This is a genomic window from Cohnella kolymensis (assembly GCF_000829465.1).
GTDB classification, from domain to species: Bacteria; Bacillota; Bacilli; order Paenibacillales; family Paenibacillaceae; genus Cohnella; species Cohnella kolymensis.
This window is the reverse complement of the sequence record NZ_JXAL01000034.1, coordinates 77725-101333: the sequence shown is the minus strand read 5'-3', so window position 1 is coordinate 101333 and position 23609 is coordinate 77725. Positions and strand designations below refer to the sequence as shown.

25 protein-coding genes and 1 pseudogene are annotated in these 23609 nt (G+C 49.2%); 4 read left to right on the top strand and 22 right to left on the bottom strand.

The features are described from left to right. Positions 1 to 32: 32 nt before the first annotated feature. The 19 genes and pseudogenes from SD71_RS21245 to SD71_RS24105 form a co-directional block, all read right to left on the bottom strand. Positions 33 to 1013 (bottom strand): alpha-ketoacid dehydrogenase subunit beta, encoded by a 981-nt coding sequence (locus tag SD71_RS21245; RefSeq protein ID WP_041067843.1) that lies wholly within the window; start codon positions 1011 to 1013, stop codon positions 33 to 35. Position 1014: 1 nt separating this feature from the next. Beyond that, complete coding sequence (locus tag SD71_RS21240) at positions 1015 to 2025, bottom strand: thiamine pyrophosphate-dependent dehydrogenase E1 component subunit alpha (RefSeq protein ID WP_041067840.1); 1011 nt, start codon at positions 2023 to 2025, stop codon at positions 1015 to 1017. Positions 2026 to 2086: 61 nt separating this feature from the next. Continuing rightward, positions 2087 to 5317 (bottom strand): fused isobutyryl-CoA mutase/GTPase IcmF, encoded by a 3231-nt coding sequence (icmF, locus tag SD71_RS21235; protein WP_041067837.1) that lies wholly within the window; start codon positions 5315 to 5317, stop codon positions 2087 to 2089. Between the two features lie 15 nt (positions 5318 to 5332). After that, positions 5333 to 6475 carry an acyl-CoA dehydrogenase gene (locus SD71_RS21230; protein WP_041067834.1) on the bottom strand — a complete coding sequence of 381 codons (1143 nt, stop codon included), beginning with the start codon at positions 6473 to 6475 and terminating at the stop codon, positions 5333 to 5335. A 151-nt stretch (positions 6476 to 6626) separates the two neighbouring features. After that, positions 6627 to 7769 carry an acyl-CoA dehydrogenase gene (locus SD71_RS21225; protein ID WP_041068071.1) on the bottom strand — a complete coding sequence of 381 codons (1143 nt, stop codon included), beginning with the start codon at positions 7767 to 7769 and terminating at the stop codon, positions 6627 to 6629. A gap of 193 nt (positions 7770 to 7962) precedes the next feature. Next, positions 7963 to 8636: pseudogene (locus SD71_RS21220) on the bottom strand (class I SAM-dependent methyltransferase). A gap of 22 nt (positions 8637 to 8658) precedes the next feature. Further along, positions 8659 to 9030 (bottom strand): hypothetical protein, encoded by a 372-nt coding sequence (locus SD71_RS21215; RefSeq protein WP_235427302.1) that lies wholly within the window; start codon positions 9028 to 9030, stop codon positions 8659 to 8661. Between the two features lie 262 nt (positions 9031 to 9292). Beyond that, positions 9293 to 9736, bottom strand: coding sequence for a hypothetical protein (locus tag SD71_RS21210; RefSeq protein WP_041067831.1), 444 nt, complete (start codon positions 9734 to 9736; stop codon positions 9293 to 9295). Then, the gene (locus SD71_RS21205; RefSeq protein WP_041067826.1) at positions 9736 to 10098 is read right to left on the bottom strand and encodes a cupin domain-containing protein; all 363 of its coding nucleotides are present in this window, start codon (positions 10096 to 10098) and stop codon (positions 9736 to 9738) included. The genes SD71_RS21210 and SD71_RS21205 overlap by 1 nt, the downstream gene beginning before the upstream one ends. Continuing rightward, entirely contained in the window at positions 10095 to 10460 is a 366-nt protein-coding gene (locus SD71_RS21200) for a hypothetical protein (RefSeq protein ID WP_152619540.1), read from the bottom strand. Before SD71_RS21200 ends, SD71_RS21205 begins: the two co-directional genes overlap by 4 nt. A gap of 323 nt (positions 10461 to 10783) precedes the next feature. Then, the gene (locus SD71_RS21195) at positions 10784 to 11230 is read right to left on the bottom strand and encodes a VOC family protein (RefSeq protein WP_041067821.1); all 447 of its coding nucleotides are present in this window, start codon (positions 11228 to 11230) and stop codon (positions 10784 to 10786) included. Between the two features lie 30 nt (positions 11231 to 11260). Next, complete coding sequence (locus SD71_RS21190) at positions 11261 to 11959, bottom strand: class I SAM-dependent methyltransferase (protein WP_041067818.1); 699 nt, start codon at positions 11957 to 11959, stop codon at positions 11261 to 11263. Positions 11960 to 11996: 37 nt separating this feature from the next. Beyond that, positions 11997 to 12524 (bottom strand): hypothetical protein, encoded by a 528-nt coding sequence (locus SD71_RS21185; RefSeq protein ID WP_041067815.1) that lies wholly within the window; start codon positions 12522 to 12524, stop codon positions 11997 to 11999. Positions 12525 to 12536: 12 nt separating this feature from the next. After that, on the bottom strand, positions 12537 to 13046 hold the full coding sequence (locus tag SD71_RS21180; RefSeq protein ID WP_041067813.1) for a hypothetical protein: 510 nt from the start codon (positions 13044 to 13046) through the stop codon (positions 12537 to 12539). Positions 13047 to 13264: 218 nt separating this feature from the next. Continuing rightward, positions 13265 to 13579, bottom strand: coding sequence for a hypothetical protein (locus SD71_RS21175; RefSeq protein ID WP_041067809.1), 315 nt, complete (start codon positions 13577 to 13579; stop codon positions 13265 to 13267). Continuing rightward, the gene (locus tag SD71_RS22710) at positions 13576 to 14214 is read right to left on the bottom strand and encodes an OmpL47-type beta-barrel domain-containing protein (RefSeq protein ID WP_052476501.1); all 639 of its coding nucleotides are present in this window, start codon (positions 14212 to 14214) and stop codon (positions 13576 to 13578) included. The genes SD71_RS21175 and SD71_RS22710 overlap by 4 nt, the downstream gene beginning before the upstream one ends. Further along, positions 14148 to 16829: a family 10 glycosylhydrolase gene (locus SD71_RS21170; RefSeq protein ID WP_052476500.1), complete on the bottom strand. Its 2682-nt coding sequence runs from the start codon at positions 16827 to 16829 to the stop codon at positions 14148 to 14150. Before SD71_RS21170 ends, SD71_RS22710 begins: the two co-directional genes overlap by 67 nt. 186 nt (positions 16830 to 17015) lie before the next feature. Continuing rightward, the gene (locus tag SD71_RS21165) at positions 17016 to 17372 is read right to left on the bottom strand and encodes a hypothetical protein (RefSeq protein ID WP_041067806.1); all 357 of its coding nucleotides are present in this window, start codon (positions 17370 to 17372) and stop codon (positions 17016 to 17018) included. Positions 17373 to 17428: 56 nt separating this feature from the next. Beyond that, positions 17429 to 17599: a hypothetical protein gene (locus SD71_RS24105; RefSeq protein WP_161793429.1), complete on the bottom strand. Its 171-nt coding sequence runs from the start codon at positions 17597 to 17599 to the stop codon at positions 17429 to 17431. Between the two features lie 104 nt (positions 17600 to 17703). Between SD71_RS24105 and SD71_RS21160 the strand changes: the two genes are divergently transcribed. Continuing rightward, complete coding sequence (locus tag SD71_RS21160) at positions 17704 to 18612, top strand: metal-dependent hydrolase (protein WP_326998804.1); 909 nt, start codon at positions 17704 to 17706, stop codon at positions 18610 to 18612. Between the two features lie 62 nt (positions 18613 to 18674). Continuing rightward, positions 18675 to 18908 (top strand): hypothetical protein, encoded by a 234-nt coding sequence (locus SD71_RS21155; protein WP_041067800.1) that lies wholly within the window; start codon positions 18675 to 18677, stop codon positions 18906 to 18908. A gap of 52 nt (positions 18909 to 18960) precedes the next feature. Here SD71_RS21155 and SD71_RS25275 read toward each other — a convergent pair whose 3' ends face one another. Beyond that, positions 18961 to 19560, bottom strand: a complete 600-nt coding sequence (locus SD71_RS25275; protein ID WP_235427299.1) for a DUF3892 domain-containing protein — start codon at positions 19558 to 19560, stop codon at positions 18961 to 18963. Between the two features lie 218 nt (positions 19561 to 19778). Here SD71_RS25275 and SD71_RS21145 point away from each other — a divergent pair, with 218 nt between their 5' ends. Beyond that, positions 19779 to 20408 carry a TraX family protein gene (locus SD71_RS21145; protein ID WP_052476499.1) on the top strand — a complete coding sequence of 210 codons (630 nt, stop codon included), beginning with the start codon at positions 19779 to 19781 and terminating at the stop codon, positions 20406 to 20408. A gap of 69 nt (positions 20409 to 20477) precedes the next feature. Beyond that, complete coding sequence (locus tag SD71_RS21140; protein ID WP_041067797.1) at positions 20478 to 21674, top strand: NupC/NupG family nucleoside CNT transporter; 1197 nt, start codon at positions 20478 to 20480, stop codon at positions 21672 to 21674. Between the two features lies 1 nt (position 21675). On the opposite strand, the gene SD71_RS22705 is transcribed toward SD71_RS21140, so the two are convergent. Both SD71_RS22705 and SD71_RS21130 read right to left on the bottom strand, forming a co-directional pair. Further along, positions 21676 to 22674 carry a glucosaminidase domain-containing protein gene (locus SD71_RS22705; RefSeq protein WP_052476498.1) on the bottom strand — a complete coding sequence of 333 codons (999 nt, stop codon included), beginning with the start codon at positions 22672 to 22674 and terminating at the stop codon, positions 21676 to 21678. Between the two features lie 366 nt (positions 22675 to 23040). Then, positions 23041 to 23595 (bottom strand): hypothetical protein, encoded by a 555-nt coding sequence (locus SD71_RS21130; protein ID WP_152619538.1) that lies wholly within the window; start codon positions 23593 to 23595, stop codon positions 23041 to 23043. Between the last annotated feature and the right edge of the window lie 14 nt (positions 23596 to 23609).

Below are 23609 nucleotides of genomic sequence, written 5' to 3'. Positions count from 1 at the left end.
TCAAACTTGGTATTCGGTAATCGTATCGGCTGCTACATTTCTGCTAACAGGCGCATGGCGTCTCTAACCTTGTCGGCATTCGGCAGGTAGAACTTCTCAAGCGTCGGCGCCATTCCAACGGCCGGGACATCAGGCGCGCATAAACGCATAATCGGAACATCAAGTTCGTAGAGCTTATGTTCGGATATGATTGCCGCCACTTCGGCACCAACGCCGCCGGTCTTGTTGTCCTCATGCACGATCATCACTTTGCCGGTTTTTGCGGCAGCCTCCAGTATAGCGGGGACATCCAGGGGCTGCAGCGTCCGCAAGTCCAGCACATGTGCGCTGATCCCCTCTTTCTGAACCTCTTCTGCAGCTTTTAACACATGATGAACGGTCATCCCGTAAGAAATAACGGTGATATCGTCACCTTCACGCTTCACGGCTGCCTTGCCGATCGGGACGGTGTAATCCTCATCCGGAACCTCGTCGGATACGTAGAGATAGCACTTTTTATGCTCGAAAAAAAGGACGGGGTCGCCATCGCGGAGCGCCGCTTTCAGCAATCCTTTGGCGTCGTAAGCGCTTGAAGGTGCGACGATCTTCAAGCCCGGCGTGCCGAAAAACACCGCTTCAGGACACTGTGAATGGTATAACCCTCCGCCTCCGGTCGCACCGTAAGGAGCACGAATCACGATCGGACATTGCCAATCATTGTTGGAACGGTAACGGATTTTCGCCGCCTCGCTGATGATTTGGTTGGCCGCAGGGAAAATAAAATCCGCAAACTGGATTTCAGCAATCGGCTTTTTGCCGACCATTGCAGCCCCAATGGCAACACCCACAATGGCCGATTCGGCCAGCGGCGTATCCAGCACACGGCGTTCGCCAAAGCGGTCCCTCATCCCTTTGGTCGCATTCATGACGCCGCCCTTGCCGACATCCTCGCCAAGCACAAAAACGTTCTCGTCCCTCTCCATCTCCTCGGACATGGCTGAACGGATAGCCTCCAAATAAGTCATGATCGCCATTTTATATGCCACCCCCGTCTTCAGCATAGACATGCTTTAATGCGTCCTCGGGCGAGGGATAAGGCGCTTTGTCGGCATATTTGGTCGCCTCATTCAATTCGCGCATAACTTCCTCATTCACCGAACGGTCCAGTTCTTCGTCCAACACGCCGCACTCGAGCAAATAAGCGCGAAACTTTTGGATCCCGTCCTGTTCCTTGTGGTATTCGACCTCTTCTTTCGTTCTGTAAATCATGTCATCGTCCGCAGTCGAATGCGGCGAAATGCGGTAAAGCATCGCCTCGATCAAGGTCGGACCCGCACCGCGAACCGCTCGTTCGCGTGCTTCTTTGACCGCCTGATAGACCTCAAGCGGATCGTTGCCATCTACGCGGACGCCAGGGAAGCCATATCCCGCGGCCCGGTCCACCACTCGTCCGGCTACTTGTCTATGAGCAGGAATGGAGATCGCATACTGGTTGTTCTCACACATGAAAATGACCGGCAGCTTAAAAACGCCGGCGAAGTTAAATGCTTCATGCACATCGCCTTGATTGCTGGACCCTTCACCGAAGCTCGTAAATGCGACGCGATCCTCTTGGTCCATCACGGCGCTGAGAGCAATACCGACGGCATGAAGAACCTGCGTGGAAACCGGGCTTGATCCGGTGACGATATGATGCTTCCTGTGACTGAAATGCGCGGGCATCTGCCTGCCGGCGTTGACGTCCTCCGCCTTCACGAACGATAAAAGCATAAGCTCGTGCAAAGTCATGCCGGCCGAGAGAACGACGCCGTAATCGCGATAGTAGGGACAAAAGTAGTCATGCTGTTTTTGTAAAGCGAACGCTGCCGCTACCTGCGCCGTTTCTTGGCCGATCCCGGAGATATGAAACGCGGTCTTGCCCGAACGTTGAATGAGTAATGCGCGTTCGTCATATCTTCTAGCCTTCAGCATAATCGTGTACATCTCTAGAACCTGTTCATCCGTTAAACCGATCTGCCTATGCTTGGTGACGGTCTGAGAGGCCATGCTAAACCCTCCGCTTCTACTTTGACAGAATGAACTGCTGCATGAACTTGTGTCCTGCCGATTACATATTGCGTCGATACTGTCCGCCTACTTCATAGAGGGCACGAGTGATTTGCCCCAAGCTTGCTACTCTAACCGTCTCCATTAACTCTGCGAAAATGTTCCCGCCATCAAGTGCCGCTTGCTGCAGTTTGGCTAATGAGGCAGGCGCTTCCGCCTGATGTTTCTCTTGGAATATTTTCAGCTGTGTCATCTGATGCTCCTTTTCCTCAAACGATGCGCGGGCTAGCGCAATGTTCAGCTCTCCTGCAGGCGGATTCGGATTGAGGAACGTGTTTACACCGATAATAGGCAGCTCGCCGCTATGTTTTTTCATCTCATACAACATCGACTCGTCCTGGATTTTTCCCCGCTGATATTGCAGCTCCATGGCTCCAAGGACTCCGCCCCTGTCGCTCAGCCGTTCAAGCTCCTGCAATACCGCCTCTTCCACCAGGTCAGTCAATTCCTCGATAATGAACGAACCTTGCAGCATGTTTTCATTTTTCAATAACCCGAGCTCTTTCGTAAGGATCAATTGAATGGCCATAGCCCGGCGTACCGAATCTTCCGTCGGGGTGGTGATTGCCTCGTCATAGGAGTTCGTGTGAAGCGAATTGCAATTGTCCTGAATCGCCATCAGGGCTTGAAGCGTTGTGCGGATATCGTTGAAATCGATCTCCTGCGCATGCAGGGAACGTCCGGAGGTTTGAATGTGATATTTGAGTTTCTGGCTGCGATCATTGGCTTTATATTTCATTTTCATAACCGTTGCCCAAATTCTGCGCGCCACCCGGCCGATTACCGTATACTCCGGATCAAGCCCATTGCTGAAAAAGAAGGAGAGATTGGGGGCGAAGTCGTCGATGTGCATGCCGCGTGACAGATAATATTCGACATACGTGAATCCGTTCGCCAGCGTAAACGCCAACTGAGAGATCGGATTTGCGCCGGCTTCGGCGATATGATAGCCCGAGATGGACACGGAGTAATAATTGCGGACCTTCTGATCGATAAAATATTGCTGGATGTCACCCATCATCCGCAGCGCAAATTCCGTGGAGAAAATGCAGGTGTTCTGCCCTTGATCCTCCTTTAGGATATCGGCTTGCACGGTTCCTCTTACCGAGTTCAGCGTCGTGCTGCGAATTCGTTCCGCGTCCTCGGTTGTCGGCTCTCTGCCTTCTTCACGGCGGAACCTGTCCGTCTCAAAGTCGATCGCTGTATTCATGTACATGGCAAGCAGAACAGGCGCAGGACCGTTGATCGTCATCGATACCGAGGTCATCGGATGGCAGAGATCAAAGCCGGCATACAGCTTTTTCATATCATCCAGCGTACAGACACTCACACCGCTTTCACCGATTTTTCCGAAGATATCGGGCCGCAAATCCGGGTCCTCGCCGTACAAGGTGACGGAATCGAATGCCGTGCTCAACCGCTTGGCTTGATCGTTCTGCGACAGGTAATGAAACCTCAAGTTCGTTCTTTCAGGCGTTCCTTCTCCGGCAAACTGGCGCTTCGGGTCCTCTTCTTTGCGTTTAAAAGGAAACACGCCTGCCGTATACGGAAACTCCCCGGGTACATTCTCACGGTACTGCCAACGTACAAGGTCTCCCCAATCCCGGAACTTGGGCAAGCTGACTTTCGGGATCTCGAGCCCGGATAAGCTTTGTGTCGTCAGCTCAGTCACGATTTCTTTGTCGCGGATTCGCGAGACAAACGTACTTCCCGTATAGCGCCGCTGTAATTCGGGCCATTGATCGATCAAGTTGCGTGTCTGCTTCTGCATACGCTCCTCATACGATTCCTTAAGCTTTTCCAGCGGCGTGATCATGTCGGCTGAATCCTGTTGCTCCCGCAACGCTTGAACCGATCCCGCGATTCGGTAGCAGGCGCTTGCGAGTTCGGCTTCACTTTCAGTGAACGCTGTATAAGAACGTACTGTTTGTGCGATTTCACCTAAATAACGTGTGCGATCAGTCGGAATAATGTCCTGCTTCTTAGGGTCATGCACATGGGAGAAATCGGGGAGCGGCCACTGAAGCGAACACTTCCGGTTCACAGTGTCGATCAACGCCGCAAACAAAACGTTCACCCCGGCATCGTTAAACTGACTGGCCATCGTACCATATACGGGCATCGTTTCGACCGCACTGTCGAATAAGCCGTGATTTCTCTGATATTGCTTCTTCACATCCCGAAGAGCGTCCTCCGAGCCCCTGCGATCAAACTTATTAATGGCGATCAGATCGGCATAATCGATCATGTCTATCTTCTCGAGTTGGGAAGGCGCGCCGAACTCGCTTGTCATTACATACAAAGACACATCCGCAACTTCGGTAATCCGGTGATCCCCTTGCCCGATCCCGCTCGTTTCCACCAGGATCATGTCAAAGCCTGCCGCCTTCACCACCGAAATGACGTCACGAATGCTGCCCGACAGCTCATTGCCGGATCCGCGTGTCGCCAAGCTTCGCATATACACCCGCTCGGAGTCTACGGCGTTCATGCGAATCCGGTCGCCGAGCAGCGCGCCGCCCGTCCTCTGCTTGGTCGGGTCCACCGACAGTATCGCAATGGTTCGATCCGGATATTGCCGCAGGTATCGGCGCACCAATTCATCGGTTAGGCTGCTCTTCCCCGCACCCCCTGTACCCGTGATGCCGATAATCGGACAATGGTTTGAAGCAGGCGGGATTAAGTCCTTTACATTGTGATCCCGGGTATTCTCGACAACCGTGATGAGTTGAGCAACGTTCCGATGATTGTCGGAGCGCAGGGCGTCCGGACTGGGCATATGCTCCGCAACCGTCGAAAAATCACACTCTTCGATCATCAGCCGGATCATTCCCTCAAGGCCGAACTCCCTTCCGTCGTCAGGCGAGAAGATGCGGGCAACTCCATAATCATGAAGAGCTTTCATTTCCGAAGGAAGAATGACCCCCCCGCCTCCGCCGTACAACCGGATCTTTTCGGCGCCTTTCTCTCTGAGTAAATCGATCATATATTTAAAATATTCGACATGGCCGCCTTGATAGGAAGACACGGCGATGCCTTGAACGTCTTCCTGTATCGCGGTTCGAACCACTTCACCGGCCGAGCGGTTGTGCCCGAGGTGAATCACTTCCGCCCCGTTTGCCTGAAGAATACGCCGCATAATGTTGATGGAAACATCGTGCCCGTCGAACAATGCCGATGCAGTCACGAATCTCACTTTATGCTTGGAACGATAAACGGTATCCGATTCCACGGCAGTTCCTCCTCTTCAGTCGGTTAACAACATGCGAGAAATAATGACACGCTGAATTTCGTTGGTACCTTCGTATATTTGCGTGATTTTGGCATCGCGCATATACCGTTCAACAGGAAAATCCTTCGTATAGCCGTATCCACCAAAAACCTGCACGGCTTCGACGGTTACCTCCATCGCGGTGTCCGCAGCGAACAGCTTGGCGAAAGCGGATTCCTTGCCATAGCTCAATCCTTGGCCTTCCCGCCATGCCGCCTGATAAGTAAGCAATCTGGCCGCTTCGATCTTGGTCGCCATGTCGGCGATCTTGAACGCAATCGCTTGCTGGGATGCAATCGGCTTGCCGAACTGCTGACGCTCTTTCGCATAAGCAATAGAGGCATCCAGAGCTCCCTGGGCAATACCTACCGCTTGAGCGGCGATTCCGTTTCGTCCGCCATCGAGTGTCATCATCGCAATTTTGAAGCCTTCGCCTTCTTGGCCGAGCAAATTCTCTTTCGGAATGCGGCAATCCTCAAAAATAATTTCCATTGTCGGGGATGACCGAATACCCAATTTTCTTTCCTTTTTGCCGAATGTAAAGCCCGGTGTGCCTTTTTCAATAATGAACGCGCTGCATCCTTTATGTTTAAGCTGCGGGTCTGTCAATGCGAACACGACGTAGATCTCTGCATCGCCGCCGTTCGTAATAAATATTTTGGAACCGTTTACAACATAATGGTCACCGTCGCGGATTGCCGTTGTTCTCATGGAGCCCGCGTCGGAACCGGAGCCATTCTCGGTCAAGCCGTAAGCGCCAAGCTTTTTACCTTCCGCCATCGGCCGCAAAAATCGTTGTTTCTGCTCTTCCGTTCCGAATTTATAAATGGGCCAGCCGGCAAGAGAGATATGCGCGGAAAGTGTTACCCCGGTCGAGGCACACACGCGCGACAGCTCTTCCACCGCCACCACATAGGTCAAGTAGTCCGAGCCCAATCCGCCGTAATCTTCAGACCATGGAATGCCGGTCAATCCGAGTTCACCCATTTTGTCGAACAATGCCCGATCAAAACGTTCTTCTTCATCCCGTGCCGCTGCGCTGGGCGCGATTTCGTTCTTGGCGAAATCACGCACCATCGCGCGGATCATTTCAAGCTCTTCCGATAAGGCAAAGTCCATGCCGCAGCCTCCTTCGTACAGTCTTGAACGCACACGCAAAGACCCCACTGACTGGATCAGCGAAGCCTTTTTATTTTTATTCATGTTGTGGCTAGGGGATTCGGGCTATTAAAATGAAACCGGTTACAACAATTGCCCTGAAGGAAATGGTTCACTCAGCCAGCAGCATGCGTGAAATGACAATATGTTGGATCTCATTCGTGCCCTCGTAAATTTGTGTAATTTTAGCATCGCGTAAAAACCGTTGGACGGGGTAATCGTGGCTGTAGCCGTGCTCCCCGAATATCTCCACGGCGGCGAGTGTAACCTGGACTGCCGTATTGCTGGCGAAAAGCTTGGCGAAAGCGGACTCTTTGCCGTGAGGCAAGCCCATGCTTTTGCGCCATGCCGCCTGATAAGTAAGCAGCCTGGCCGCCTCAATTTTATTGGCCATATCCGCTATTTTGAAATCAATGGCCTGATGTTCGTTGTTCAGCCCACCAAGCTGTCTGCATCGTTTGACATAGGCAATGGAAGCATCCATTGCGCCTTGGGCAATCCCTAAAGCCTGCGCTGCAATTCCGCTTCGTCCGCCATCCAGAGCTGACAACGCTATTTTGAAGCCTTCACCTTTCGTACCGAGCATGTTCTCGTGCGGTACGCGGCAGTTATCGAACATAATCTCCATCGTCGGTGAAGAACGGATCCCCAGCTTTTTCTCCTTTTTGCCGAAATGAAAACCGGGTGTTCCTTTTTCAACAATGAACGCGCTGGTTTCTCGTCTGTGCCGGTCGCCGCCGCTAATCGCAAAAACGAGGTAAAAGTCCGCTTCTCCAGCGTTCGTAACAAATATTTTAGAGCCGTTCAATCGATATCCGTCGCCATCCTGTACTGCCTTTGTGCTCATCGCTCCGGCATCGGATCCTGATCCGCTTTCGGTCAAACAATAAGCGCCCAGCTTCTTCCCTTCCGCTAACGGCCGCAGAAATTTTTGCTTTTGCTCTTCCGTTCCATAGTTGTACATGGCCCAGCCGGTGAGAGAAGTATGTACGGACAGCATCACTCCGGTGGATGCGCATGCGCGGGACAGCTCCTCAACGACCATCACATACGCGATGTAGTCCGATCCCAGGCCGCCATATTCGACAGGCCAAGGAATACCGGTCAAGCCAAGCTCGCCCATCCTGTCGAACAGTCTTCGATCAAATCGTTCTTCCTCATCCCGTTCGGCCGCGGTAGGTTCAACCTCATTTTTTACGAACTCGCGCACCTTCGAGACAATCAATCTCTGTTCATCCGATAAGTCAAAGTTCATTCCGTATCCCCCTTCGACTTCAGACGCCGACAACACCATTCTATGCGGATATCACCCTCCAATAACCACCTCCTTAAACAAGATCATCGTTAAGCTGTGGCTGCTCATGAAATGCATATTTGTTCGTCTACAGACAGAATTTACTAGTATTTCACACATAAATCAATACACTGAGCAATTAAAAACCAAACAATTACTTCTTCCTCCACAGAGAAGTCCATAAAAAGGGCACTCCAAATGTCGGATCTTCAGAGCTGTTTTCCCGCATTTTCCTGAGTTCAATACACTCGAAGTGATCAGATAATATATATCTAAGTTTCTCTTCTGTAAAAGCAAGTCCGCCCTTCATCGATCTCTCTTGATAGACATCCCAATCCGTCATTTCTAATTCAGGTCCGCCAATCTCTCCGTAACCGGGGCAAAACATGTCAGTCCGAAATAGCCTTGCGGTTTGAGTCCGTTATATATCATTTGTATATATTGCACTCTTCGATGTGGCAGCAAATGGTGCAGACAGCCTGAATCGTATACAAAATCGTATTCTTGTTGCGGCGCCAGGTTAAACACCGATTCACATTTGAAATTGATGTTAAGCCCAGCTTCCTTGGCTCTTTCTTTAGCCCATTCAATCGCGACTTCAGAAAGATCAAATGCATCAACTGAAAACCCGCGGCTTGCTAAAAATAGTGCGTTTCGCCCAGGTCCGCATCCGAGTTCCATTGCCTTGCCTGCGTGAATCTTTCCGTCCTCTATGTACGATACAAGGTTTTCGCAGGGCTTGTTTACAAAAAAGGGAATGAGCCGCTGCCGATTTGAATAAAATGGCTCCCAAAATTGCTTTTCAGTCCGGAAGCTAGAATCTAACATCTCAAAGAGCTCATCAACATTTTTAATCGTCTTTTCCACCTGGATACCTCCGGTCAATAATGTCCTTCAAGTTTTTTTCGTTTATGCCCCTTTGGCAGAATTGGAACGGTTGCCCGGAAATCCGCTGTACTCGATCCACGATCTGCCCTAAGTGATAACCGCAATGTTCGACCACATGGTACACCGAATGCATATCAAAGCTCGACTGCTTGCTCTCCAATAAGTAAGTTATTAATTGCTTCCACATTTCAAAGGAGTATTTAACCTGGTTAATTAATATGTCCGGCTCCATATCATGAACAACCGGGAAGTAATTTTCAATCCCTTCTTTGTTCTCGACACGTTGATCGGATTTAAGATATTTGTCATGATTTCTCTCAATATGTTTGCACATATGCAGAATGATTCCGCCGATTGAATTAGAACACTCTTCGCTGTGCCACAATTCGTCTTTTTTTGATTCGTTGAAGACACTCAAGCAACTTCGGATAATAATGATCCATCATTCGGTGCAATGATATTTTCAGAAAAAGATCTGCCGACTCGTCTCGCACGCTTATCACTCCAAAACAAAAGGAACCGATTCCGATTCCTTGTTGTAAGTGTCCTGATGTAAGTGTCCTTTTTGTAACTGTCAACCTAAAGCACCACGATCATTACTTTTTCTTTTCCGGCTTCATCAATGTCAGATTCTTCAATCCATTTTTCTCAAATTCAATTTCATATTCTTCCGCGATTTCATACATTCTCTCTCTATGTGCTTCGTTGAAACTAACCGGTCCGAGTTCCCGCAGCAGATCCCGTTCCGCTAATTTCAATGAAAGCTGTTCCCAGAACGTGTAGTCATCGTAGTCCTCAACGATAGGCATTATGGACTCATCGAAATCCATCGTCGTATAGAATTGCTTGCCTTCTTGTTGAACAACATCGTCCGCTTCAAAAGTTGTCGCATGAGATAATATGTAGTCATAAATTTCTTCATATTGCTCGAGCATCTCGTCGCCTTCTGCGCCGGTACGCGAAGCATTGGCAACCCAGTTACCCAGAAACAAAAGTTCTATTAAATCTCTGTATTGCTTCTTGTTCAATTCGATTTTCATCAAAGTACCCCTCCGTATTCAGGTAAATAATGTTTAAGGTTCTTCCCTTCAATTACGATAGCGGTCATACCTTTCTCACTCTTTGATTCGTGCCATTCCCCTGCATCCCACAAGGCTGCGAAGCCCGCTGTAACAAAGATTTCTTCTCCATCCTCTCCTTTTACCCAGCCCTCCCCTTCAACGATAAGAAACAACTGCTCGGTTGTAGCCTGATGGTACCCTACTATTCCGTCTGCACCAATAAACATACATCCGATATGTATTTCGTCATAACTTATTATAATCCGATTCATCAATAAGTTCCTGCTGTTAAAAGCAGTGATCTCTTTAGCTTTGATCCTGTCATTTTGCAAGATTTTCATCGCAATTTTTCCCCCTGAATTGTTTCTGTACCTTCAGAAGCGTTTGAGAGAAGACTTTCGTCAATGGATTCCTGTCTGATCATTTTTCCATCTGCATTATAGGTTGTGATTTCAAATTGCTGCCCTTGTGATTTATCGAGAAATACATAAAATAGCTTGAAGTCGCGGCTAATCTCTACAATCTTCGCTTGTTTCGACAGACCCGTAGCTTTGTCTCTAATAACGATTCGTGATTCTTGAGGGTGTTGGACATAGCCGAACTGCATGGGAAAAGGGCTGTCGCCGAACTCTGTGCCCTCGGTACTGGGTAGGTACATACTGGAATCGTCAATGCGGACATCTTCGCCTTTGCCAGTAGACAAGCCCCCTCCATAGCCCATTTTCCAGCCTGATCTCGTCTTTCTCACAAACTCTGCTGATACGTCCAGGACGTCATCTTTCGTGTTCCTCCGGTAAAAAACGACGACTCCACCCTCGACAGGCTCTTTGTGAATCAAATAGTGTACGTATGAATCGCCCCGCACCTTGCTATCGCTTCTAGTATCGTTTCGCTTGAGCCATCATCACTTCTGTAGTAATAAATTGATCCGGCAAGAGCGAGCAGTAAAAGTAATAGTATCGGGAATAGAAATCTCTTGCGCAAAAGATCCCTCCTTGTATTCGATTGCGTCGTAAGTCTGATTTATCAGGCTTCTTTCCGAAATTCTTGTTTAATCTCATCCTTCGGATCCCACTTCGACCAAGCCGCTTCCAGCAAGTTGCCTTCGTTATCTCGAAAGTAAAAGTATTTGGCTTCTCCGGCTCCAAGTGTATGCAAGTCTTCTACCCAGACGCCATTGTTCGTTAAGTAAGCATGTGTGTACTCAATATCAGGACAATTAATAGCCATAATGGGAAAAGCATTTCCGTTCCTTGAGATTTCCAACGGCCTGCGGTCTTCCGTTTCAATAAGGAGCAATGCAATGGAATTTCGATGCGGATGATGCAGAACAGCCAAATAGGAACCGCGGTCTTTGAATTTATCAATAAGCTTGAATTCCAGGTTCCGCGTATACCATTCAATCGATTCATCGATCCTTGTCGTTGGCACATACACATATCCGATTCTCGTAAAAGCAAACTTGCCGCTCATTCGGATCACTCCTTCAATGAGATGTTTTCGTCAGTCCTGAGTTCTCCACCAGATCCCCGTACATTCAGGAATAGTGGCGGTCTTTGTTTTACTGATCCAATCGCCTAATGAATCCCCGAAAAAGTCGCGGCATAATGCTTCCGCTTGTTCTACCGAGTCAAACTGATAATCGGTCCTAATGGCTTTGTGTTTGAATCCGAAGTCCTGTTCAAGTCTCGTAAAATAGCTTTGCAGAAAGTCAGGCGGCTCCGGCCGTTCATTTCCAGTGCCCAAGGTTTCCAAGACAATCACGGTACCGTTGGGCTTCAACACCCTGTTCACTTCATTCAATACCCGGGTTAAGTTATCACTCCAGTCTTCGTTATTGCTGCTGGCGAGATAACAGATACTCCATCCTGCCATGACAATATCCATGCTTTGATCCTCCAGCGGCAGTTGTCGCAAATCTGCAACGGTTGTTTTCCAATTCGTCAGTTTCATCTGCGACAACTTGCTTGCAGTGAGCTTGAGCATATCAGCAGCGAAGTCTAAAGCCACAATGCTTTTGCATAGGGGCGCAACCATGCACGATAACCGCCCGGTTCCGGCTCCGAGATCGGCAACGTCTTTATGATTAAATTCTGCAATGTCCAAAAGTGCTGCAGAGATGTTGTTCATGTAGTCTTCTTTTGAAATAAGCAAATCGTATGGAGTTGCAATGTGTTCATAGATATCGTCGTTTCTAAGCAAAGCTGGTGCCTCCTCTCATTGACATGACCAAATCCCATTAGTATCGAATCTCTTCATCCTTTTTCACTCTGATCTCGAACGTAATGCTTCGTATAATCGCTTTCTTTTCGCCCATGTAATCGTCTTTTTTGTTAAACAGATCAATTTCATCGTCAGTCCATAATCTTATGTAAAAGTCATCTTTATAGTAATAATTGTGATAATTTGGGTTGGAGTCCGATTGAAGTATGTATCCTTTAGTTTCTAAAATTTTGACGGCTTTTTCGAATGTATCACCGAGATGGATGTTGAAAATGGACACTTTACGATCTGCAGTCGTCATTTGTTTGACCTTACCCAGAGTGTCTGAATAGAGGCCTGACAGCTTTAATTGAGGATAAATAAAATTTAGCTGGCAACCGAAGCACTGTGGTTTAGGATCCGGCCCCTTGCCGTGTATTCTCTCTACCTCATCTCGAGTCATGAGAAGCGGTACTTTAGGCGAGGTTGGGAAATCAGCGAACATGAGCATTGAAATGATAATCGCCAACAATATTCCTGAGAATATCAGAACTTTTCTCATCATCTGTGTGGTTGCCTATGATCTTATTTTTCTTATGACATGAGCGACTCCGCGGGCTCTCAGGACAAGCGCTAAAGACAAAGCCAATTTGAAAATAGTTACTCCTATTTGGAGCCATACCTTATCCCGCTGATCTTCAAACGAATCAGCAAAATCAGTCGTAGAAAGCTGAATTAATTGTCCAAAGAGACTGATCAGCACTGGCAAGCTCTCTATAAATACAAAAGTACCTACCAAGGTAAGCCCCAAAGTGTAGAGCTGACTTTCCTTGATTGCAGCCACCTTTTCCTGAGTGAACTGCTCGTTACCTACGACTAGATTTGCAATCCAAGCGGTTTTAATCCAAACAAATAATCCAAGAACGAGGAATAAGGCTCCGGTGATAAAAGCCAAAAAAACGATCCCCCAGAGGCTGAATGATGATGCTACATTCATAAAGTAATAAGGATACAAGATTTGAACGATATTAATGAGGTGTTCCAAACCTTTGATCATCGTGTACAGAGACAGGATCCGAATCAGCACGAATGATAAATCCCTCGGTTGTATATAAATTCCTCCTTTAAATTTGAATTACAGAATGATGCGATGCCACCCTGCTTCACCTAAAAAGTCCGCTCTTTCTGTTCGACAATATGCTTGTTAATATTCGTGCTGGCATCCATTATTTCCTCTTTTTACCTTGTTTCACGAAAAGAAAAGCGCCACCACGTGAATAACCGGGTGGCGCTGGAGTTAACAATTTAGCCTTCCATAAGTGCTTTTGCAAAGCGGATAAGAGCAGCGGCACGCTCTTCCGTGATCTTATTGCCGCTGAGTGCGGACACCTCGTTGATATACGCATGATAGTTGCCCTTTTCAAGCTTTTCCAACAGGGACACGCTGACGCCTTCCTCACCTTCACCTTCAACAAACTTTTCCGTGAGCACGGACAGACTTTCAGCAGTCGCTGCAATTGTGTAAGTTGCCGTTGCGGCAGCCGAGTTGCCCGCTGCGTCAATCACTTGCACCTGTATATCATGTGTGCCGAGTTCCAATTCATAAGCCGGAGAATTCACCAGTGGTGAATCACAAGGATGATCTGCAATCCCGGATCCGGCATCGGTTGCAGTACAGTGATCATTACCGTCTGATCCACAGTGTAGGTTTGCGCTCCGTGGATCGTAATGACAGGCGGTGTCCGGTCGATAGGAATCCGGATGTTGGCCGCATTCTCGATGTTGCCGGCCAAGTCTGTTGAACGGTATTGGATGAGATGTTCTCCATCCGTGGTCAGCGTCAGAGGTTCCTGATAACGCAGCCACTGTTGCCCATTGTCCAAGCTGTATTCCGTCTGCACTACGCCTGTAAGATCATCTGAAGCGCTAAGCGTAACCGATACGTCAGACACATACCAATCACCGCGCTTCTGTCCTTCTACCGCAGCTTCTGTGACGGGAGCCGTGACATCCAAGATATTGGTAATGGTGATTTCATTGCTTGCCGGACTTTCGTTGTGAAGCCGGTCGACGGCAGTCACCAGATAAGTATACCGGCTGCCGTCCACTGCGGTGTTGTCCGTATAGGTTTGCAGCCCTGCACCCTGCTTACGAACAGTACCCAGCAGATGGGCAGCATCCTCAATATTTACGGATGAACCGGCATCAAACCGGTAGATCGCATAATATGCGGCATCGCTGGCGGCATCCTCCAAGTGAGCCGTACACCTTCAGGTTTGCGGACAGCAGTCTTCATTACAGCAGGCTCAGGTGCGACAGAATCGAGATGCGGCATAGCAGGTATAAGTGCGGGATAACGATAAAGGTCATTCTTTAACCGGTCAGTAAACCCGAGCAGATTGGATAAAATCGATTTGGTGCTGAAAAAGATACTGCCGTCTACCTGATCGAAATTGCGGTCATAGGCGATCTGATTCGGCATTTCATCCGGGTTCAGCCAGGATTCGGAGGAACCGATTCGGTAAGTCGCTTTGCCGCTGTATAGCTGAACATTCGTACCCTGAGTGACTTGACTCCACCACTCGATCAACTTGTCGTAGGCGGCCGGCGTATAACCCATATACCAGTAAATCTGTGGAGTAATGTAGTCAATCCATCCTTGTTGAATCCACTTTTTCGAGTCTGCATAAATCGCATCGTAGCTGCTTAAGCCGTTCGTATCCGAACCCGTCGGATCCTGCGCTTTGTTTCTCCAGATCCCGAACGGACTGATCCCGAACTTGACATAACTCTTTTCTTGCTTAATGGCTTCATTTACAGAACGAATAAATGAATTTACATTGTCTCTGCGCCAATCCGCTTTGTTCGCGAAGCCAGATCCGTAAGTCCGATATGTGGCTTCGTCAGGGAAATCGACCCCCGCTACCGGATAGGGATAGAAATAGTCGTCAAAATGCACCGCATCGATATCGTAGTTTCTGACTACCTCCATGATTCCTTCACGGATGAAATTCTGAGCTTCCGGAATGCCGGGGTTGAAATAGAGCCTTCCCCCATAGCTGACCACCCAGTCCGGATGCAATCGCGCCGGATGGTCCGGCACGAGCTTGTTGATGTCATCGTGCAGGCTGATGCGGTAAGGATTGAACCATGCATGGAATTCCATATTCCGCTTATGAACCTCTTCGAGCATGAATTCCAGCGGATTATAACCCGGATCTTTGCCTTGCTCGCCGGTCAGCCACTCCGACCATGGCCCATATTGAGAAGGATAGAAGGCATCGGCCGTCGGCTTGATCTGTACGATTGCCGCATTCATGCCCGCCGCTTGCAGCTCGTTAAGTTTGGCAATAAAGTCGCGTTTTTGCTCTTCAGCCGTTACGACGCCCTTTTCCGGCCAGTCGACGTTATCGACACTGGCGATCCAAGCGGCGCGAAGCTCTCTTTTCGGCACAATAGGCTCCTTATTCACGACCAGGTAGAAGTCGGTTGTTTTACCGCTGTACACTGCGGTAATTCGTGTGGTGCCGAACTTAATCGCGTTGATCAATCCGGTGGAACTGACTGTCGCCACTAAAGGGTTACTGCTGGTATACGTGACACCGGAGGTTATTTCAACCGGTTCGGGAATCCACGTATATGTGCCCATGACCTTGGCTTGCTGCGTCTGTCCGATGATCATCGCCTTCAAGCCCGGAAGCTCGATCTTTTGCAATACGGGTACAGGTTCGGTCACTGTAAGTGTGTAAGAGGCAGATGAGCCGCCGTAGCTCGCTGTAATTGTCGTGGAGCCGACTTTCAATGTTGTGATTTGTCCGGCAGCGTCGATTGAGGCGATATCCGGACTGCTGCTCTGGAATACGGCGCCGCTGATAATCGTAACCGGATCACCCATACCGTTGTATGCTGCGAACACTTTCAGCCGGTCTTTACTTCCATTCTCCAGTTTGGAGAGTGCTTGGAGCTCGAGCCTTTGAGGAGCAGGAGCCTCAGTGCTTACAGTCAGCGTATACGAGGCTTGCGGAGCGTTACTAAAGGTCGCAGTAATGACTGCTGTTCCTGCCTCCAATGCGCGAACCGTACCGCTCGAATCGACAGATGCGACCTGATTATTGCTGCTTGCGAACGACACACCGCTTGTGATCTCCACGGGTGCCTGACTGCCCTGATATGTCGCATATACTTTAGCCTGCTTGGCATCGCCGATTTGCATCGGCGGAAGCCCGACCAGATCGAGACCGAAAACCGATGTATCGGTGTAAAATGCTTTAAGCTGGTCAAAGTAGAGCGATCCGCTGTTTTTGTTATTGTCTTTGGTTTCGGTCACGTAAATCTGATTAAGCTTTACCGGACCTGCAATAGCGGCCGGCAGATTTGCAGTGACGTATTTCCAACCGTTCCAATTGAGCCCTGTGGAAGTTGTAAAGTCTATGGCCGTTCTGGCGCCGCTCGCATCTTGCACCTGCCCGCGCAGCCAGTGATTTCCCGCATCGCCATACACCCATAGCCCTAATTTCTTAGGTGATCCTTGTAATGTCCGTCCCGCGGTGCCGCTCGGGTCTTTGAAATTGATGTAAGCGGCGGACGTACCGATCGTTCCTGTGAAATCGTAAGTTAGTTTTGCTGCGCGGTAGCCGTAAGGAATGGATTCCGGGCGGCTGATCAAGTCCAACTTGACTGAATTGGCTCTAGCCGAGGCAGGAGCAATGTTGGTCAGCGACTCGAATGCTTCGACATTTTCAACTGCAGCTGTTTCCGCGTGGACAGACGTTAAAGCGCTTCCAAAACCGAACGCAACGGACCCGGAGATGAGGATGAATGCCATTAACATACGAATGAATCGAGATGCTTTGTCATAATTGCGCGTCACAAGTTTCACTTCCTTCTAATGGGATTATGCTCTTTTAACACTATTCTTGATTTATGGCCGATAACCTGCCTTCGGTAAAAAAAAATTTCATTAATTTACGAAATAAATAAAATAAAAAACCGCAATTTGCGGTTTCAGTTAACAAAGGCGATATGCTTTTTTCCAATTCATGACGCGTGAAGAAAACTATGTAGTTCTGCCGTATTCATTTTCCAGTGATAACTTGTACTCCGCGCTCGGAGTCCTGACGCTGAAATGGTCTTGGCTGCTGTCGGATATGAGCAAGCCTTCTGCGGATATCACGTAGCTGTCCCCGGGAAGGACGGCGTCGCCGCTGTCGGTGACAATCGTTCCTTCTCCATGGAGAACAAAGGCGCTGCCGTCCGTATATCCGTCTATCGAATGCCTATTGTCCAGATAGTCGACTTTCGATAAACGGATATGTACGCTGTCGGAATCGCCGTCTTCCCGTTTGTGGATGAAAATCGACTTATTGATGTTGCCTTCCAACCAGTCCATAACATTTTGCACCGATGACTCCATATTCACGCCTCCTGTAGTTGTTACAATACCCCCGGGCTTACGACCGGGGGATCGGTTCAAGATTGCTCTTTATTAAATGCGCTCCGCTCTGCAAGATTCGTTTCGGTTCCGTAGACAATTTCAGCTGCGCTTTCGGTGTCGAGCTCCGGAACAGGCAGTTTGTTCGCCCGCGTCGTTTGGACGTCCCATTTGCTGGCCTTATCTTTGGATTCTTTGTTGTCAGCCACTTAGTACACCTTCCCTTTTACCCGTATTTAGGTAGGTGACTCTTAAAAAAAATTATTCGGCTCTTTCGAGCGTTGTTTATTGCAGCCATCCACAATAAAATAGGATTACGAGTATCGCACTGGAGCTGGAGGAGAGGATCCGCCTGGATTACATCACCCATTCACTGTTTGGAGCCGCGATGTACGCAGCTTTGAAGAAAACCGACATGGACAGCAAGACCAAGTGGTCGTTGTTCGCCACTTCGGTGGGAGCCAATACAATTCCGGATATTGATTTGTACTGGGCGAAAGCCAGTGCGCAATATTTGATGCTGCACAGAGGGATTACGCATTCTTTCATAATGGTTCCCGTGTGGGCCGGCCTGTTCTCTTTGTTATGTTATCTTATATTTCGCAGGAAAGATGTCCGGATCTTCTTCACTGCCGCCGCAGGCGTTCTTCTTCATATTATCAGCGATTGGACGAACCCTTGGGGAACAGGGCTGCTCGAGCCTTTTACCTCGCGCCGTTATGCGATCGGCATTGTACCGAACAAAGGTTATGTTTTCTGGGGAATCGCTTCTGTAGTGGTCCTTCTTCTGCTGCTTTTCAGGCAAAAAGAATACAGGCTTCGCATATGCCGGTCTTTCTGGGTCATTGCAACGTTATATGTCGGCTTCCAGATCGCATATTCCGCATACGTTTATGTGGACCTGAAAGCTGCCGGATATGATCAGGTGGCGATTCGCGCCGACCGCGCGCCGGGAGGCATGTCCTATTTCGCAAAGAAAGATGATGTCATCATCGAAGGCAGGCATGAACTCCTTAGCGGTGTGCGCGGTACGGTGAAGACGTATATCAATGATCCCGTAGATTTAGATTTGCTCAAAAAGGATCGCCGGGCGAAGGATATCCTGCTCTTCGCACCTTTCGTAGCGACACAGGATCTCGGAGACAGCATCCGGTTATTCGATCCCCGTTTTGCCGGCCGTGTGGGTCTGTTGGAAGTCATCGTTCCTAAATCTCCTGTATAAATCATCCATAAATCATGCATATTGAAAAGGGTTGATTACAGGAACAGGAGGAAAAATGGACTATGAGTGAGCAGACGAAGATCAGTCAAGCCGAGAATGCCCTTGAAGCGGTTCAGCATGCGGTGGACCAAGCGGAAAGTCATCCCTCTGACCAGAAAATCGAAGAGGCCGAGAGAGCTATGCGGCATACGCAAGCCTCTGTACAGCAAGCCCAGGACGCCGGCGGCGACCGCGCTGATCAACTGCAGCAGCAGGTGCGGCAAGAGCGCGCTGAGCTGGGCGGCACCAACGAGTAATATAACCCTATAGAAATGACAAGAGCCGCTTAACGCGGCCTTTTCTTTTGCCTTAAAATCGAGGCAGGTTGGAGAGGTTATTGCTCTGTTCTCCATCAGGGTAGGATCTTAATGTCTTCTGCCCTTCCCGGTTTCTGCCGGTATTCACATCTTCAATGAGCCCGGCCTCTGCCATTCCGATGGCGGTCGCAATATCTACGACGGAACCGTTTTGAAGTTGAACTGCTGCGATGGCGCCGTTCTGATAGTGAACCGCTTGGATGATCCCCTTGTTCGGATCAATGGTGTGAGGCCCCACGCCGTATTGGGTGCCGTCCCGCATGAAGGTTCCGAATTGAATGGGCTGACCGTTCGGCCCGTACCCTGTAAAGCCGCCTTGGAAACCGACATTACGCGCGTCTGCATTATTGATCCCTGTATTCCGCTGCCCAAACGCCGCATAAGGGTTGCCGGATGCACCGGGAACCGGCATGCCGCCCTGAAAATTTTGGCCATTGTAAAAATTACGGGCTTGGGGCATGAACGATTGCTGCTGCATAGCCATCATGCTGTTCCGAAAGTCCGGAATCGGCTGTCCGTTCCACGCAAAATTGCCGTTGTGTGTAGGTTCAACAGCATTTTGATAACGAAAATCCGGGCCCCATTGATACATATGCTCATCTACTCCTTTTGTATCGGCCGTTAGAATCAACGCGTAATCTCGCTGACCACAAATTGGCCGTTCTCGGTGTATACTCGATATAATTGATTAAATCCTTCCGCAGATTCAGGCGGCTCAACAGCGATTCCTCCTGTTGGCCGTCGTCCGGTTGATTTAGATTCTCTCCAAAGACCGCACCAAGTATGTGAAAAAGAGGGGGTTCTCCATAGATGATGCAGCTAATCGCAATGGTAACCATGCTGATTGACCACATAGGATTCATCTTTTCCCCTCACACCGATATTTTGCGCATCATCGGACGAATCGCGTTTCCGTTGTACAGCTGGTTTCTGGTGCAAGGTTACTTGCATACGCGAAACCACAAGAAATATATGATGAGACTGCTGGCGCTTGCGTGCATTTCTCAGGTTCCATATACGTTAGCTCTGCAACGTTTTGAACTGAATGTCATATTTACACTTTTGCTATCTTTGTTGGCGCTATATGCGGCAAGCCGGATCGCATCCGGCACACTTCGGGCCGCGGCGCTGGGCTCCATCATCGCTGCAGCCATCTTGGTACCGATGGATTACGGCATATACGGAATTCTGCTGACTTTCATTTACCGCTATCTTCGCGACTGGCAGATGGTTGCCGGGCATTTGTTACTGAATGCGGCTTTTTTCCTTGCAAGCGGCGGCAGTCAGTGGCTGCAGCTTTTCAGCGTTCTGGGAACCGTGATCATCGTGAATCCCGTTCCCTATCGCGGCACTTTCTTTAACAAATGGGTGTACCGCAGCTTTTATCCGGCCCACCTGCTTCTACTATTCGGCGTCTCCGTATTGCTTGAGCGCTTCTGACGCGCATAGACTCAGCAGATTCTGGACACAAATGAAGGTGTTCCTTTAAATCGGGGAGGCCTCTCATTCATGTACGTCGCACTTAATGTGATCGGGATTATAGTGGTTTTCGCACTCGCGTTTTTATTTTCTAATGACCGGAAAAAAATCGATGTGAAAGCGATCCTAATCATGCTGGTGCTTCAGCTTCTCATCACGTGGCTTATGCTTACCACCAAGGTCGGCGGAAGAATAATCAGCGCTGTTGCGGACTTTTTTCTATGGCTCATCGACTGTTCGATGTCCGGAATCCGTTTTGTGTTCGGGGAACTGGCACCGACCGAAGGCATGCCTTCGTTTTTCATTGCGGTGTTAATGCCGATCATTTTTATCGTAGCTTTCTTCGATATTCTGACCTACTTCCGCATACTTCCTGCCATCATTAACAGCCTGGGCTGGGTTCTGTCGAAGGTGACCCGAACTCCCCGGTTCGAGAGCTTCTTTGCAACGCAAGTCATGTTTCTAGGCAATAACGAAGTGCTGGCGATTACGAGAGAACAACTCGAAAGAATGAGCGATAAACGGCTTCTCACCGCATGTCTGCTAGGGATGTCATGTATCAGTGTCGGTGTTCTGGGCGGTTATATGCAGCTTATTAACCCGACGTATGTGCTTATTGCCATTCCGTTAAACGCTGTAGGCGCGCTGTTGATGACATCCATAATGAATCCATACAAAATAACCCCCGAAGAAGATGTCGTATACTCGCCGAATAAAACGGAGCGCGGCAACTTCTTCAACGTGATTACCGGAAGTATGTTAACCGGCGGCAAATTGGCGCTTATTATTGCCGCGGTTCTCATGGGTTTTATTGCTCTCATTGCCTGTATCAACGGAATTCTGAACCTGTTCCATCCGGATGCTTCACTTGAGAACGCTTTTGCTTTCGTCTTCTCCCCATTCGCATTCTTAATGGGTGTGGAACCCTCTCAAGTCATGACCGTTGCCCGTTTTATGGGCGAAAAATTAGCGACCAACGAGTTCGTGGCCATGGGTCATCTGCATCCGATCCTCCCAAATCTAAGCAGGCATACGGAAGCAGTCATTTCAGCTTTTCTCGTTTCGTTCTGCAACTTCTCTACCGTGGGAATCATTCTAGGCAGCGTAAGGACCTTATTTAACGAGGAGAAAGCGGCTTTCGTCGCCAAAAACACATGGATGCTGCTGGCCTCGGGCATATTGGTTTCTTTCCTTACTGCGATGGTCGTCGGTTTATTCGTATGGTAAATTACACCTTGCCGAAATCGTCGTTCATGATGCTTTTTACCATACCCGGCCATTTAGGGTTAGCCGGACAATACTTTCTGGCCACCTTCTCAACGGTTACGTAACCTTTATCTACATACTTCTCCGCGATCAGCTGTCCGAATTTACGGACACTGTCCCCCTTTGTTTCGAAGCTGAACGCTCTGTTGAATGCATCGCCGTCAATGGCGTTCAACCCGAACAGATTATTTTTCTTCTTGGCCAGACGGCTGCTGCCATTGCCGCTTTCGAGCTTCATAACGGCGATCGTGAAATAAGCGTTAATGCCATACTCGTCCTCAATCTCCAGAATAGCTTGCTCCAGCTCGTGATCCGCAAGAGCGGTCCCCTCAAAAATTTCTGCAATATGCCCGGCCGTCAGACCGGAATCCGATAAAACTGCCGACGTCGGTTTCAGCGGCTCTGCAGCCGGTTCTTCGAATTCAGCCAGTTCAACTGTTGACGGTGTGGCCATCATGTCATCGCCGGCAGCCGGTGCTGATAAAACCTTGACTTCGCTCTCGTCCTTGTCCTCATCGTCAGCGACCAATCTGGCAAATCCTCCATGCACATAGCCGCCTCCCTCCAGTCTCAGCCAGCCGTTCTTCGTTACCGATAAGACCTCAAGCACCGTGCCTTTTTCAACGACATTAATGATTTTGGATGTTCCATACGCGTTTGCCCGAACATTAAGGAAATAAGCGGTCGTCTCATATTTATCGACTGCCGCTTCTTTAACCGCGACCTTGTCTTCCGGTTCGTTAACTGCAGTGCGTATGATCGGAGCGATGAATTCTTCAGCCTCAATATCCGCTTGCTCAGCAACCGGTAACTGCTGTTTATCAATGCCCGCAGCTTCAGCTGAATTCTGCGACGCATTTACGTGATTGTGGTTGGCCGTCCCAAAATACATGCCCAATGCCAGTATCATTGCGGAACATAGTATGTAAGCAAAAAAATGCTGGTTGATTTTATTTTGCATGGTTACCACCTTTCGTTTTTTTAACAGTGATTCTATCAGGGTTTGACGTAAGATACATAGATTGTACATATAAGCTTGTGAAAAGCTTGTCACACTGTCTGTAAACGGTGCAGTTTAATTTGTCGCATTCATAGAAAATCCGTCAAACGAATGAAAAAAGCCATAAAAAAACCGCGCACGCGCGCGGCTTCTTCAATATTTTGCTATGTAACACTCTCTGCTTCTTTGGCGACGATCTCCCAGAATGAGTCCACAGTCAGTAATAAATTAGAGCCTCGAACGGGATGGATATAAGGGTCATTGTTCCTGAAATAATGCTGATGCCCTCCCAAAACCGTGATCGTGCCGATGTAACCCGGGGCGTATTTATACCGATTCCAGTAAAAAAAAACCTCGCCCGTTCCTTGCCCACCCTCCCCAGCTCCCGAGCCGGGTAACCGGATCCACTTGCTGGCCGTTCTCGTCTATGGCCACGAAATAACTCACCCGCTCGGCAGGCAGCATCCGGATCGGAACCTTGGGAGACCCTACCATAACGATACGGAAGTCCCTGATCGCGCCTTCTGCCCGCAATAATACCGCCGCTTCGTATGCGGCTACCCCTCCCCCGCTGTGTCCGATCAACAATACGCGGCGTCCCAACGAAAATTTCCGGATCTCATCCGCCGCCTCCTTGCCGCCCGATCTCCATCGGCCGGGCAGGCGCAGGCGGGCTAGATCGCTGCCGACATCCAGAAGTTGCCTGACAATACTTTGTGAATTGTCCCCATACGGGAGCAGTTCGCGAACGACTGGCTCCCGGCCGGCCTCCCGGAACCGCCGCAGAAGCTCACGTTTGCACTCGCGAAAAATCGCGGCTGTCGAACTGATGCCTGCCAGCAAATATATGTCCCATTCCGAGCCATCCACCGCTTTAGTCATCTTCATCACCGCCC

What these genes read in the sequence shown, in the direction of transcription:
- SD71_RS21245 (WP_041067843.1), bottom strand. Translation starts at nt 1,013, where the DNA reads ATGGCGATCATGACTTATTTGGAGGCTATCCGTTCAGCCATGTCCGAG.
- SD71_RS21240 (WP_041067840.1), bottom strand. Translation starts at nt 2,025, where the DNA reads ATGGCCTCTCAGACCGTCACCAAGCATAGGCAGATCGGTTTAACGGAT.
- SD71_RS21230 (WP_041067834.1), bottom strand. Translation starts at nt 6,475, where the DNA reads ATGGACTTTGCCTTATCGGAAGAGCTTGAAATGATCCGCGCGATGGTG.
- SD71_RS21225 (WP_041068071.1), bottom strand. Translation starts at nt 7,769, where the DNA reads ATGAACTTTGACTTATCGGATGAACAGAGATTGATTGTCTCGAAGGTG.
- SD71_RS21215 (WP_235427302.1), bottom strand. Translation starts at nt 9,030, where the DNA reads ATGTGCAAACATATTGAGAGAAATCATGACAAATATCTTAAATCCGAT.
- SD71_RS21210 (WP_041067831.1), bottom strand. Translation starts at nt 9,736, where the DNA reads ATGAAAATCGAATTGAACAAGAAGCAATACAGAGATTTAATAGAACTT.
- SD71_RS21205 (WP_041067826.1), bottom strand. Translation starts at nt 10,098, where the DNA reads ATGAAAATCTTGCAAAATGACAGGATCAAAGCTAAAGAGATCACTGCT.
- SD71_RS21195 (WP_041067821.1), bottom strand. Translation starts at nt 11,230, where the DNA reads ATGAGCGGCAAGTTTGCTTTTACGAGAATCGGATATGTGTATGTGCCA.
- SD71_RS21185 (WP_041067815.1), bottom strand. Translation starts at nt 12,524, where the DNA reads ATGATGAGAAAAGTTCTGATATTCTCAGGAATATTGTTGGCGATTATC.
- SD71_RS21165 (WP_041067806.1), bottom strand. Translation starts at nt 17,372, where the DNA reads ATGGAGTCATCGGTGCAAAATGTTATGGACTGGTTGGAAGGCAACATC.
- SD71_RS21155 (WP_041067800.1), top strand. Translation starts at nt 18,675, where the DNA reads ATGAGTGAGCAGACGAAGATCAGTCAAGCCGAGAATGCCCTTGAAGCG.
- SD71_RS25275 (WP_235427299.1), bottom strand. Translation starts at nt 19,560, where the DNA reads ATGTATCAATGGGGCCCGGATTTTCGTTATCAAAATGCTGTTGAACCT.
- SD71_RS21145 (WP_052476499.1), top strand. Translation starts at nt 19,779, where the DNA reads ATGATGCAGCTAATCGCAATGGTAACCATGCTGATTGACCACATAGGA.
- SD71_RS21140 (WP_041067797.1), top strand. Translation starts at nt 20,478, where the DNA reads ATGTACGTCGCACTTAATGTGATCGGGATTATAGTGGTTTTCGCACTC.
- SD71_RS22705 (WP_052476498.1), bottom strand. Translation starts at nt 22,674, where the DNA reads ATGCAAAATAAAATCAACCAGCATTTTTTTGCTTACATACTATGTTCC.
- SD71_RS21130 (WP_152619538.1), bottom strand. Translation starts at nt 23,595, where the DNA reads ATGACTAAAGCGGTGGATGGCTCGGAATGGGACATATATTTGCTGGCA.